The 13,289-nt window shown below is 29.0% G+C and carries 11 protein-coding genes; 5 read left to right on the top strand and 6 right to left on the bottom strand.

What is annotated here, in order from left to right:
• Nucleotides 1-10: 10 nt before the first annotated feature.
• On the bottom strand, nucleotides 11-745 hold the full coding sequence (tatC, locus tag GVY01_RS08755; protein WP_017636816.1) for a twin-arginine translocase subunit TatC: 735 nt from the start codon (nucleotides 743-745) through the stop codon (nucleotides 11-13).
• Nucleotides 729-947, bottom strand: coding sequence for a twin-arginine translocase TatA/TatE family subunit (gene tatA, locus GVY01_RS08750; protein WP_017636815.1), 219 nt, complete (start codon nucleotides 945-947; stop codon nucleotides 729-731). The genes tatC and tatA overlap by 17 nt, the downstream gene beginning before the upstream one ends.
• A gap of 238 nt (nucleotides 948-1,185) precedes the next feature.
• Between tatA and GVY01_RS08745 the strand changes: the two genes are divergently transcribed.
• From GVY01_RS08745 to GVY01_RS08735, 3 genes are all read left to right on the top strand, one after another.
• A complete protein-coding gene (locus tag GVY01_RS08745; protein WP_196793771.1) occupies nucleotides 1,186-1,701 on the top strand; it encodes a GNAT family N-acetyltransferase in 516 nt (171 codons plus the stop codon).
• 152 nt (nucleotides 1,702-1,853) lie between these two features.
• Entirely contained in the window at nucleotides 1,854-4,016 is a 2,163-nt protein-coding gene (locus GVY01_RS08740) for a bifunctional glycosyltransferase/CDP-glycerol:glycerophosphate glycerophosphotransferase (protein ID WP_017636813.1), read from the top strand.
• 220 nt (nucleotides 4,017-4,236) lie between these two features.
• Nucleotides 4,237-4,998, top strand: coding sequence for a hypothetical protein (locus GVY01_RS08735; protein ID WP_017636812.1), 762 nt, complete (start codon nucleotides 4,237-4,239; stop codon nucleotides 4,996-4,998).
• A gap of 94 nt (nucleotides 4,999-5,092) precedes the next feature.
• Here the strand turns inward: GVY01_RS08735 and GVY01_RS08730 are convergent, their stop codons facing one another.
• Nucleotides 5,093-6,775: a CDP-glycerol glycerophosphotransferase family protein gene (locus tag GVY01_RS08730; protein WP_159333724.1), complete on the bottom strand. Its 1,683-nt coding sequence runs from the start codon at nucleotides 6,773-6,775 to the stop codon at nucleotides 5,093-5,095.
• 339 nt (nucleotides 6,776-7,114) lie between these two features.
• On the opposite strand from GVY01_RS08730, the gene GVY01_RS08725 reads away from it, so the two are divergent.
• Nucleotides 7,115-8,716 (top strand): L-lactate permease, encoded by a 1,602-nt coding sequence (locus tag GVY01_RS08725; protein ID WP_017636520.1) that lies wholly within the window; start codon nucleotides 7,115-7,117, stop codon nucleotides 8,714-8,716.
• Nucleotides 8,717-8,861: 145 nt separating this feature from the next.
• On the opposite strand, the gene GVY01_RS08720 is transcribed toward GVY01_RS08725, so the two are convergent.
• A complete protein-coding gene (locus tag GVY01_RS08720; protein WP_017636519.1) occupies nucleotides 8,862-10,007 on the bottom strand; it encodes a glycosyltransferase family 4 protein in 1,146 nt (381 codons plus the stop codon).
• A gap of 404 nt (nucleotides 10,008-10,411) precedes the next feature.
• Here GVY01_RS08720 and mqo point away from each other — a divergent pair, with 404 nt between their 5' ends.
• Nucleotides 10,412-11,890 (top strand): malate dehydrogenase (quinone), encoded by a 1,479-nt coding sequence (gene mqo, locus GVY01_RS08715; protein ID WP_017636518.1) that lies wholly within the window; start codon nucleotides 10,412-10,414, stop codon nucleotides 11,888-11,890.
• 395 nt (nucleotides 11,891-12,285) lie between these two features.
• Here mqo and GVY01_RS08710 read toward each other — a convergent pair whose 3' ends face one another.
• Nucleotides 12,286-12,747 (bottom strand): DUF3021 domain-containing protein, encoded by a 462-nt coding sequence (locus GVY01_RS08710; RefSeq protein WP_017636517.1) that lies wholly within the window; start codon nucleotides 12,745-12,747, stop codon nucleotides 12,286-12,288.
• Nucleotides 12,744-13,193: a LytTR family DNA-binding domain-containing protein gene (locus GVY01_RS08705; RefSeq protein WP_026083436.1), complete on the bottom strand. Its 450-nt coding sequence runs from the start codon at nucleotides 13,191-13,193 to the stop codon at nucleotides 12,744-12,746. The genes GVY01_RS08710 and GVY01_RS08705 overlap by 4 nt, the downstream gene beginning before the upstream one ends.
• Nucleotides 13,194-13,289 lie beyond the last annotated feature (96 nt).

The following is a 13,289-nucleotide window of genomic DNA, read 5'->3' as shown; positions in this document are numbered from 1 at the left end:
GTTATAATAACTAGACTTCATTCGAGATTTTTTGCCTTTTGTAAGTGATTTTAGCAATTAACATACTAAATTCAAATAAGATGATTAAAGGTAACGTTAATAGTAAATTAAGAACTAAATCTGGTGGTGCTATAATACTTGCTACAACAAAACAAGCAAAGTAAATATATTTACGATATTTTCCTAATTGATGAGGATCTATCAAACCAAAATGAGCTAATCCCATAAATAACACGGGTATTTGGAATAAAAATCCAAAGACAAGTAACCATCGTATTAATTCACCTAAGTATGCCTTTAAACCGATAATAGGTTCAATACTAAGAGCATCCGATAAATTAATTGAAAAATTAATAATAAGCGGAAACCCAATAAAGAAGGCAAATACAACACCAATTAAAAATAATCCAGCGCAAAAAATACTATATTTATATATAAATTTGCGTTCATAGTGGTGTAAACCTGGTGCAATAAATGCCCAAAGTTGGTAGAAGATGATGGGTGCGATGATACATACAGCTACTGAAAAGATAATCATAATATAAATTTGAATCGTTTCAGTAAAAGAAAATGTATGCAATGTTACATCTGAACGCTTTATATAATGTAAAAAAGGTTTAATCCACCAATGAGACGATATATAAATGATAATAGTTGCGACAATAAATGATATGAGTACGCGTACTAAGCGTTGTCTTAATTCAGTGAAGTGCTCTAGTAAAGTAGCACTATTTTGATTGTTCACGTTGTGATTTTGAAGATTTACTGGGAGTTTCTGTAGAATCTTCATCTATATTTTCAGCAGCTGATTTAAATTCTTTTAACGTAGATCCAATAGCACGACCAAATTGAGGTAATTTAGTTGGTCCAAAAATAATTAATGCAATAATACTTATAATGACAAGGCTTGTTGGTCCAGCGATTCCTAATACAAACATGTTTTCCATTTTTATCATCCTTTATAATAGTACTTGATTAATTATAACTTTATACTTATTGATAAAGATTATCAATAAATAATTTGGTTTTTGTAGTAATTTAATCGTCGTAGTTATATTAAATGCATTTCACTCAAAATAGTTTAATCGTCTTCAATTATTCTAGTTTATAATATATAATAAATGAAATATTCTGAAAAATAATATAGAGTATTGTTAAATTGCATTACTAAAGGGGGATTATCATATAATGAGACAAATTGAAGAAATTAATATTGAAGATGTTAAAGCACTTCAAAAAATAGCTATTGATACATTTTATGAAACATTTAAACCATATTATACTGAAGAAAATTTACAAAAGTTTTTTGAGGACGCATATAATATTGAAAAGTTAAAAACAGAATTAAACAATCCCGAATCTTTCCATTACTTTTTTAAAGAAAATAATGAAATTGTTGGATATACGAAATTTAATATTGATAACGCACAAACTGAACCTAATGGAGAAGATTACCTAGAAGTACAACGTATTTACTTCTATCAAACTCATCAAGGTGGAGGAAGAGGTAAAGAATTGATTAATTTAGCTGTAGAAAAAGCCAAATCATTTGGAAAATCTAAAATATGGCTTGGTGTGTGGGAACATAATCCAAATGCAATTCAATTTTATAAATCAAGAGGATTTGTTCAGACTGGTCAACATGAATTCTATACAGGTGATGTTGTTGATAGAGATATTATTATGGAAAAAGAATTATAATTTCAAATAATTGACTTTTATAATCAATTAAAAGTATTGAAATATTCGCATCTTAGTTCAAATTCAGATATAATGATGACGTTAATTTTTTAAATTATGTTTAAAATATATTGTTATAAATAAAAGATTTATCGTTGGAAAGGACGTATTAGATGCATTCATTGACGATTATTGTCACTTATTACAATTCAGAGGAATATATCCAAAATTGTATAGAAAGTATTAAGCAACAACGTACTCAGGACTTTGAGGTTATCATTGTAAACGATGGTTCTACCGATCAAACTGAGAGATTAATGAACGAGTCACTTAAAGATTATGATAAGAAAATCAATTACATTAAATTAGAAGAGAATCAAGGACATGCACATGCTCGTAATGTTGCAATGAAAGAAGTAGAAACACCTTATTTCATGTTTTTAGATGCAGATGATGAACTTGCATCTTATGCCATTACTTTTTATTTGGAAAAATTTAATTTCACTGATGGTTTAATAGCTCCTATACATTCGTTTACGCTTAAAAAGCCACAATTTGTTGATTTAGATAGAGTAAAAGTTAATTATTATGTTGGTAAAAGTAATATAAATTCATTTTTAAGAAAGCAAACAGCTTGTAATATTATTTTTAGAACAGCAATTGTAAAAGCACATCAATTGGAATTCAACGAAGATTTGAGTGTATATACGGATTGGTCTTTCGTCATCGAATACTCTAAATATGTAAATAAATTCATGAGAATTACTAATTTCTCCTTCTACTATCGAGGAGAAGTATATGACCCATTCGAAGGTACAACATTGAGTGAACAAGACTTTGATATTTTATTCGAAGATTATGTCAAAATGTTCTACGATGCTATGAATCGTGTCACAATTAAAGAAACAAAAACATTCATTATTGACAAGTTGGAACAACAAATTGCAAGAGATTTTGATCCAACACATCATGATATTAAGAAAAGATATGCTGCACACAAAGAAACATTAGTTGAATTAGCACGTTATTTAAACGTTAATTTAATCAAACATCAACATCTTATTAATAAAATTGAGACGATTCTTCTGATTAATGATGACACTGACAAAGCGTTCCAAGTTAACCAGTTCAGAAAAACATTAAGACATGTGAAAAATATTGTCTTACGTAATAAAAATAAAAATCGTTCAGTTTATGAATTAACAGATAAACAAGAAAACGTAAAACCTAAAACGATTGTGTTTGAATCATTCGGTGGTAAAAATTATAGTGATAGTCCAAAATATATTTATGAATATATGCAAAAATATTATCCAAATTATCGTTATGTATGGTCATTTAAAAACCCAAATAACCATGTTATCCCAGGTGACGCTGAAGTGGTTAAGCGTAATTCAGAAGCATTTTATCAAGCTTATTCAGAAGCTAGTCACTGGGTTTCAAATGCAAGATTGCCTTTATATTTAAATAAAAAAGAAAATCAAACATACATCCAAACATGGCATGGTACACCATTAAAACGTTTAGCAAATGATATGAAAGTAGTTCGTATGCCAGGTACCACAACACCAAAATATAAACGTAATTTCAACCGTGAAACGTCAAGATGGGATTATTTAATCTCACCTAATAGATATTCATCAGAAATATTCAAAAGTGCGTTCTGGATGGATGAACCAAGAATTTTAGAAATTGGATATCCTAGAAATGATGTTTTAGTAAATAGAGCAGACGACGAAGAATTTAAAAATGAAATCAAAAAGAATTTAAACATTCCAGAAGATAAAAAAGTCATCATGTATGCACCTACTTGGAGAGATGATGAATTCGTAAGTAAAGGTAAGTATCTATTTGAATTAAAAATCGACTTAGACAACCTATACAACGATTTAGGAGAAGACTATGTCATTTTATTACGTATGCATTATTTAATTTCAAATGCTATCGATTTAACTGGATTTGAAAACTTTGCTATCGATGTATCAAATTATAATGATGTTTCAGAATTATTCTTAGTCAGTGATTGTCTAATCACAGATTACTCATCAGTAATGTTTGATTACGGCATTTTAAAACGTCCACAATTCTTCTTTGCATATGATATAGACAAGTATGATAAAGGTTTACGTGGATTCTATATGGATTATAAAAAAGATTTACCAGGTCCTATTTTTACTGAACCATACGGATTAGCTAAACAACTTAAAGACTTAGATAAAGTTCAACATGATTATCAAGATAAAATTGATGCCTTTTATAATCGATTCTGTTCAGTAGATGATGGTAAAGCATCACAATATATTGGTGAATTAATTCATAAAAATATTGAAGAATAAACTTTAATAAAATAACACGAAAAATTAATAAATTTAGGGTATAATATTTATGAGTAATTAAATATTATACCCTTTTTATATTCGTTTCTTTTTATGAAAAATACATGCTTAATTGTAGACCAAGACATTGGTGTGTTCATATATTTAAAAAAAGAGATAAATACAAAAAGGGTGAGAAGATGTTTTGGAAATAAAAAATATTATTTAGGAGGTTGTACTGATGAAAAAATTATATACGAGTTTGTTGGCATTATCACTTTTATTAGGTGCCGCAGCATGTTCGAATGATGATAGCAACAAAGATAAAGACAGCTCTAAAGATGAGTCATCTAAAACTGAACAAAAGGACAAGAAGTCTAATGATCATTCAAAAAATAAAACATCAAATAAAGATGATCAAAAGAATTCTGAAAAAAGTAAAGATGACCAAAATAATGATCAAAACGATGACCAAAACAATACAAGTGGTAATGATTCAACAAGTCAGAATCAAGATGATAATAGTGGAAATGATTCAAATCAACAAGCTAAAAGTACTGACAATTCAACTCAGCAATCTAATAATATGAATGACGCGAATACATCTAATAATAATTCAAACCAAACTGCTAGTAATACTAACAATCAAAAAACATCAAATCAATCTTCACAATCAACACAAAGTACAAGTGGTTACGTAGCACCATATCAATCAGAAAATGCCACATCAGTAGCTAGAAATTTATCAAAATCAAATGTTAATCAATCAACTGCATTAAAACAATTACCTAACTTCCAAACTGCTTTAGATTTAGCAAGACAAGAAGCAAATTTATATGGCAGTAGTAATAAAACGTATAATGACTATGCAATTGAAGGTGAGAATGCCAATTATAGATATGTATTTAGTTTCAAAGACCCACAACAAAATGGTGTTTATTCTATAGTTACTGTAAATAGCCAAGGCGAACCAGTTGTTGTTGACCCAGCTTATGGAAAATAAAAGTATGTTATTTCAAAATATATAGATATAAAAAAGGCGTATCATCAAATGTAAATACATTGTGATACGCCTTTATAAGAACATTAGTTTCTAGTTATTTTAACTCTTTTTGAATTAGCTTCGTAAGATATTGTAAGGATTGATTATTTTTATTGATATACGGATTATCGTTTTTAGGAATCATATCTGTTACTAAATCATTTAGTAATAAATCAGGGTCCATATACCAAACATTAGCTAAGCTTTTCATCACACGATTATAAATACCACGCTCTTCCTTGTATTGGTCATGATAAGGTGTATATAAGCATACACGTTTATCAATTGTTAGTGCATCAAATACTATAGATGAATAATCTGTAAGTACGATATCAGAAATAAGTAGTAAATCTTGAGTTTCTACTCCTTTTTGAGGAATAATCACTTCATCAGGTAAGTTTACGGTTTGACTACTTTCGACATGACCTTTAAATATAACGTTATATTTATCCAATAATTGGTCGGTGATTGGTAATGTTGGGTCTAACTCATTATTTGATAACCAAGTTGGAGCATAAAGTAATATTGGTTTATTTAGATCGCAATTTAAGTCGCGTTTGAGTTGTTCATAAAATGATGACTCACTTAGTTTGTTTAGTAAATATTGCACGCGTGGATAACCAATAGGTAACACTTCAGTATCATGAGTAGGGAAAGCTGTATGGAACATATCCATAGCAAATTTTGAATCACATACTAAGTAATCTTGTTTAGCTAACTTGTTATATTTACGAGCTCTATAATTATATATATTTAAGTTTTGGTTTGGTTCATGACTATCTAAAAATAATTTTTTAATTGGAGTACCATGCCAAAGTTGAATAATAGTACCATTTGGTTTGATGTCATCTGGAATATAACTTTCCGTGACAACTACTTTAGCAGTTTCTATCATAGATTTTGTTTCAGAATCCTCAGGTGATATAAAATGTGGCCCTTGTCTATCATTTGTCACAAAATAAGTATTGATGGTTGGATTTCTCTTAACAAAATAATTAAATAAGTATTTAGAATTACCACGATAACCATAATCAAATCCCATAAAGACAACATGTTCTTTAAGCAATGACTTATCTTTATCATAGATATAACTTAATTCTCTATGTTTTTTTAAAGAATGATTTTTAAATGGTTTGAACATCCACTTAGGTAATCTGAATTTTGTACTTAACAATACAGAATCTGAGTATCTTAATTCACTATGATCATTATAAGTAAATCTAGGGAATGGGATTTTTTGACGATGTTCATATGCGATTTTGTTTAAATAAAATTGATTTATTTTACTAATATTATTTTTATCAATAGATGACCAAAGTTGACTACTAGTATAAATAGGTGTTTTAAAATCAAAGACAACATGTCCATCTACTGCAAGTTGGCCTTTTAAAATGGTTACTAAAGCTAAATCAAAAATAGTCTCAATATTAAATTTTTCAAGATGAACTAGGGCAGATTTAATTTCATAAATCACATTAGGAAAGTGATTAATATTTTTAACCCAATCTATAAAATCAACTGTTTCTAACCCAAAATATCTGCAATCATTTAAATAGGTTTTATCTATTGTATAATCAACAATAATTGAAGTGCTCTTTAATTCAACAGCATCAAGCATTTTTTGATGAAGCATTATATCATTAGAGTATGGAACAAAATGTGTGTATCCTTCATCTAAAGCTTTCATGAGTTGAATATCTAAGTTTTCTAAACTAGTTATATTAATTTGCTTTATCATATCGCTGACCTCTTTAGGCTAAATTTATTCTTCTTATTTTATCATGTGTAACACATTAATTCATAATGAGGACGTTTAATGATTTATGTAAGCGTTATCATCACAAGCTTTTGACACAAAAATAAAGAATAAAAAAATAAAGGGAAATAATTGGGCAAAACTATAAAATCAATGTTGTAATTTTAACGATAAGATGATATATTTTAATTGTGAAAAAGTTCACAAGTTATAAATGAATTCAATTTGAAGAAGACTCACAATCAAAGATAATAAATATTTTTATTTTGATATAACTCTAGCTAGAGACAAACAAATTTAAAGTAAAGGAAGAGTCATACTATGTTAGTAAATTCATTCAATCCATTTGATAATTTAGTGTTATCAAGTATTATTGCTGCAGTACCAATTATCTTATTTTTATTATGTTTAACTGTTTTCAAAATGAAAGGGATTTATGCTGCTATAACAACATTAGTCGTTACTTTATTGATTGCAATTCCATTCTTTAAATTACCTGTAGGAATTGCTTCAGGTGCGGTAGTGGAAGGTTTCTTCCAAGGTATCATTCCAATTGGTTATATTGTAATGATGGCTGTATTACTATATAAAATCACATTAGAATCTGGACAATTTTCTACGATTCAAGATAGTATTACAAGTATTTCTCAAGACCAACGTATCCAGTTATTATTGATAGGTTTTTCATTTAATGCCTTTTTAGAAGGGGCAGCAGGATTTGGTGTTCCGATTGCAATTTGTGCTTTATTATTAGCGCAATTGGGCTTTAAACCTTTACAAGCTGCTATGTTGTGTTTAGTAGCTAACGCAGCTTCAGGTGCATTTGGTGCCATTGGTATTCCAGTGGGGATCGTTGATACACTTCATTTACCTGGTGGTGTAACAGCAATGGGAGTATCCCAAACATCAGTATTTACTTTAGTTATTATTAACTTCTTCATACCATTTTTATTAATCTTTATAATTGATGGTTTTAAAGGAATTAAAGAAACATTACCTTCAATATTAGTCGTTTCTATTACGTATACTGTATTACAAGCTTTACTAACTGTATTTAATGGACCAGAATTAGCAGATATTATTCCTCCATTAGCATCAATGTTAGCTTTAGCTTTATTCTCAAGAAAATTCCAACCGAAACATACATTTAGAATACAAAAAGATGTTGAACCTGAACCAGTTAAACATCATAGCGCAAAATCAATTTTCTATGCATGGAGCCCATTTGTTATCTTAACAATTATCGTTATGATTTGGAGCGCACCATCATTTAAGAATTTATTCTTACCTAATGGTAAACTTTCTGGATTAGTATTTAACTTTAATTTACCGGGAACATTTAGTGAAGTTGCACATAAACCAATTACATTATCATTAAATCTTATAGGTCAAACTGGTACTGCGATTTTAATCACTATTATTATTACAGTATTAATGTCTAAAAAAGTTGGCTTTGGTGATGCGGGACGTTTATTCGGTGTAACTTTCAAAGAATTATGGTTACCTATTTTAACAATTTGCTTCATATTAGCTATTTCTAAAATAACTACTTATGGTGGATTAAGTAGTGCAATGGGTCAAGGTATTGCTAAAGCTGGAAACGTATTCCCATTACTTTCTCCAATATTAGGTTGGATTGGCGTGTTCATGACTGGATCAGTAGTTAATAACAACTCATTATTTGCGCCTATCCAAGCATCTGTAGCACAACAAATTGGTACAAGTGGTTCATTACTTGTTGCTTCTAATACAGTTGGTGGGGTTGCAGCTAAATTAATTTCACCACAATCTATTGCTATTGCAACTGCAGCTGTTAAAGAAGTAGGTAAAGAATCTGAATTACTAAAAATGACTTTGAGATATAGTATTGGCTTACTAATATTCATCTGTATTTGGACATTCATCTTATCAGTATTATTATAAAATTAAATTTAGTAGTTAAACTTAAAAAACTGATTTCTCATATATCGAGAAATCAGTTTTTTGTATATTATTAATATGCTTTTTAAGGTGTCTTGACGTATATACTGTTAAAAATTTTAAAGCTAATATTAATTAATAATGTACTTTAGCTGAACATTTTCATGAAATCTTTATAAACAGCTTCGGCAGTATAATTTTCTAGCGTATGTCGACCCTCATTGATGATATATTGGAGTTCACTATCATTATGCATCGTTAAATCAATTCGTTTAGCCAATTGAGATGTATCATCATGTTCTACTAAATAACCATTTTTACCATTTTTAATAATAGAATCAGGGCCAGTATTACCAGCAAAGCTAATGACAATGTTATCTTGAGCCATCGCTTCAAGTAAGACCATACCAAAGCCTTCATTTCTTGATGGAACGACAGTAATTTTACTTTGAGCAAGCTTTTGATCAAGTTTAGGTGTTGATGGATAAAGTTCGACAATATCTTGTAAATGATATTGATTTATAAATTGAATTAATGAGTCTTTTTCTTGTCCATCGCCATATAAGTGCAATACATAGTTTAAATGTCTCAAATCGTCTTGAATTAATCTAATGCTTTCTAATAAAAGATCGAATCCTTTTTCATATTCTAATCTTCCTGCAGCAATAATAATATTTTTCTTTTGAGAAGCAATTCTCTTGTTATCAATGATATTAGGTATAACATAAACAGGTGTTTTTAGTTTTGATTGATAAATATCGCGATCTGCTGAAGTTAAAGTTGTGACTTTATTGATTTCTCGATATGCATTAATGATTTGATTTTGATACTTTGTATCATGTGCATTGAAATTCATATGTTCCATAGCGATAGTTGTAACTTTTTTATTTTGATATTTAGCGATTAAAATATTAAAACTTGCTCTTGTACCTATGAGAACATCCGTAGAAACATGTTTAATAGCTTTTATCATTTTCTTCTCAACATAACTCGAAAATTGATTAAGTCCAGGTTCATACTGTGATAATTGTTTAGGTTTTAAGAACGGTGTATATTTTTTAATACGATTGGCAATAATAGCATTAATATTAGATGGTTTCATACGGTAATCAATTAATACTTTAATATTGATATCTTTATGCAATTTGAAATAGGGTTTGTCGGCACCTCTGAAGACAGAAATAATAGTAACTGGATGACCTTTTTCAGCTAATGCATTAGCAAGTTGTGAAATAGATTTAACCGTTCCGCCCATTGCATAGATGTTATGCATGAAAAATGTGAACGACTTCATTTGAACACCTCTTAATTTTTATGAATTTATATTGATTATATCATGACATAGTTCACAAATGAGTTAAATGAATATGTTAAAATATAAGTATTAACAATAAATGAGATATATCATTTTGATCTATGTGTGATGTTACTAAGAAATTGACATTTTCAAATAGGTGTTTATTTCATTTAAGTATTGTTTATATGGTACAATATTAAATGTTTTAAGTGTCATATTTTAGGTAATGTATTGAGTAATTATGACTAGATTACATTAATTATAAATCTAAAATAAAAGTTGTTTAGAATTAATGGAAATCGTTGATTTTATTTTTTTACCTATTTAGAAAGCGCTTTAATATAAATCTAGGTCATTTGATAGTTTTATTAATCAACTAAAAAAGGGGGACTGTATTTGTTATGAGTACACAACATAGCAAAACAGATGTCATCTTAATCGGTGGCGGTATCATGAGTGCAACGTTAGGAACATTATTGAAAGAATTATCACCTGATAAAGAAATTAAAATATTTGAAAAGTTGAATCAACCCGGTGAAGAAAGTTCAAATGTTTGGAATAATGCTGGTACAGGGCATTCAGCATTATGTGAGTTGAATTATACTAAAGAAGGTAAAGATGGATCTGTAGATATTACTAAAGCGATTAAAATCAACGAGCAGTTTCAAATTTCTAAACAGTTTTGGGCTTATTTAGTTAGAACAGGACAATTAGAAAATCCAGAAAACTTTATTAAAACAGTACCTCATATGAGCTTCGTTAAAGGTGCGAATAATGTTGATTTCTTAAAAAGACGTGTTGAAAGTCTTCAAAAGAATGTTTTATTTAGTAAAATGGAAATTTCTGAAGATAAAAATAAAATTGCTGAATGGGTACCTCTCATGATGGAAGGTAGAACAGACGAAGAACCAATTGCTATCACTTATGATGAAACTGGTACAGATGTTAACTTTGGAGCTCTAACTAAAAAGTTATTTAGTAATTTACAACAAAAAAATGTAGATATTAATTATAAACATGAAGTTTTAGATATAACTAAACAAAATGATGGAACTTGGTTAGTTGAGGTTAAAAACTTAGCTAATAATCAAGTTACAACTTATGAAACTGATTTCGTATTTATTGGTGCTGGAGGTGCAAGCCTACCATTACTACAAAAAACTGGAATTAAAGAATCTAAACATATCGGTGGCTTCCCAGTTAGTGGCTTATTCTTAAGATGTAAAAATCCGGATGTTATTAAACGTCATCATGCAAAAGTTTATGGTAAAGCTGAGGTGGGTGCGCCACCTATGTCAGTACCGCATTTAGATACACGATTTGTAAATGGTGAACGTTCATTACTATTTGGACCATTTGCAGGTTTCTCAGCAAAATTCTTAAAAACTGGATCATATTTAGATTTAATTAAATCAGTGAAACCTAATAATATCGTTACGATGTTAACTGCAGGTGTTAAAGAATTTGACTTAACAAAATATTTAGTATCACAATTAATGCTTTCTAATGAGGAAAGAATAGATGACTTACGTGTATTCTTACCAAATGCTAAAGATGAAGATTGGGAAGTTATTACTGCAGGACAACGTGTTCAAGTGATTAAAGATACTAAAGATTCAAAAGGTAATTTACAATTTGGTACTGAAGTAATTACATCAGAAGACGGTACGTTAGCTGCTTTACTTGGTGCATCACCAGGTGCATCTACTGCTGTAGATATTATGTTCGATGTACTTCAAAAATGTTATAAAGATGACTTTGACAGTTGGGAATCTGCTATAAAAGAAATGGTTCCTTCATTCGGATTAAAATTAACTGAACATGAAGATGTTTATCATGCTGTTAATAAAGAAATAGTTAAATATTTGAAAGTTAAATAAATAGTAAAGAGGCTGGGACATAAATCCAAAATAATAGCATTAAGGTGATTTATGTTAATAAGCTTAGTACTTTCTTTATGCCAATACTTCGTATTGTATGGATACGCTATGCCCAACTTGCTTTGCTTGTAGAAACTGATTTAATCAGTTTCTCTGTGTTGGGTCCCTTCCTATGGTACAGTTTCAGCCAGAAATACTACACAGATAAATTTGTGAGAATTTCTAAGGTCTTCAACTAGTACTGTTCCCTCAGGAGTCTTGCCATAAATACTACGTATTTATATGTGATTTCATATTAAAAAATTAAAGAAGTAATAAAAAGGTAATTTCTATTAAAATAAAATAGAAATTACCTTTTTTCATTTGTCCAAGAACTTTATGTCCCAGATCCTTGTTTATTTGGAATGCGAGTTTTTAAGTTGTTGGTTTATTTTTAAAATTTCTTTCTTAGTTTTTATATAGCTAACAAACCAAATAATAATATAAATAATGATAAAGGTGAATGTGAAGAAAACTAAACTATCATATTTTAATGGGAACCATCCGGCTAAAATAGCTAGTATGGTAAAAGGGAAATAGCTACAAATAAAATGGACAATAGTAGCTTTTGTAATACCCCAATCTGTTGCACTAAATATCAAATTATTAATAGAGAATAATAAACCTATTAGCATCCAAATGATGATAGATAAAAGCATGATGATTGGTTCTGTTAAATGTTGGTAATAAATTTTGCCTATTGTTGATTCTGGTGATAATGGATGATAATTTCCCTCAGCATAAAGGTAACTAAATATAATAGATAAACTTAATCCAATCATTAAACTAATGAATAGAGATTTATAAATATTTTTCATAATGATAATCTCTCCTTTATAGATTTTAAATATCTTCTAGAGGAGTATGTAAAATCATTATCTAAGTTTTTTAAATAAATGCGAATCAATCCATTAGGTTCTAATTGAAGTTTTATAATTGCATCGCGATTTACGATTTCAGACTTGGATATACGAATAAATGATGTTGGCAAATGTTGCTCTAATTCATAAAGTCTATATTTGATGTAATAGATTTCGCCTTTTGTAATAGCTATAACTTGTTTGTTAAAAGTACGAAATGTAGTGATATCTTCAATTTTCAAATTATAAATATCTTCTTCTTGTCTTCCATTGATTTCAGTTAATTTTTCAGTATTTTGGACGGCTTCAATGATGTGATTGATATCATTATCCATACTAGGGGAATGAATCTCTACAAAACGCTCTTTTTCTTTAGGACTGATAAATAACTTTAATTGCATAATGTTAACCTCCTCTATACATCATATTTAATCATGAATTAAGTATATATACCTCGAAATTGAGATATGTGGTAGCTATATAAAGATATGCGGTTAAAA

This window comes from Staphylococcus sp. 8AQ (assembly GCF_902506595.1).
Classification (GTDB): domain Bacteria; phylum Bacillota; class Bacilli; order Staphylococcales; family Staphylococcaceae; genus Staphylococcus; species Staphylococcus pasteuri.
Note: the sequence above shows the minus strand (reverse complement) of the source record. Positions and strands in the feature narration are given on the sequence as shown.

Coding starts and splice junctions, on each gene's coding strand:
- GVY01_RS08735 (WP_017636812.1), top strand. CDS start 4,237: ATGAAAAAATTATATACGAGTTTGTTGGCATTATCACTTTTATTAGGT.
- GVY01_RS08720 (WP_017636519.1), bottom strand. CDS start 10,007: ATGAAGTCGTTCACATTTTTCATGCATAACATCTATGCAATGGGCGGA.
- GVY01_RS08730 (WP_159333724.1), bottom strand. CDS start 6,775: ATGATAAAGCAAATTAATATAACTAGTTTAGAAAACTTAGATATTCAA.
- GVY01_RS08740 (WP_017636813.1), top strand. CDS start 1,854: ATGCATTCATTGACGATTATTGTCACTTATTACAATTCAGAGGAATAT.
- tatA (WP_017636815.1), bottom strand. CDS start 947: ATGGAAAACATGTTTGTATTAGGAATCGCTGGACCAACAAGCCTTGTC.
- GVY01_RS08710 (WP_017636517.1), bottom strand. CDS start 12,747: ATGAAAAATATTTATAAATCTCTATTCATTAGTTTAATGATTGGATTA.
- mqo (WP_017636518.1), top strand. CDS start 10,412: ATGAGTACACAACATAGCAAAACAGATGTCATCTTAATCGGTGGCGGT.
- GVY01_RS08725 (WP_017636520.1), top strand. CDS start 7,115: ATGTTAGTAAATTCATTCAATCCATTTGATAATTTAGTGTTATCAAGT.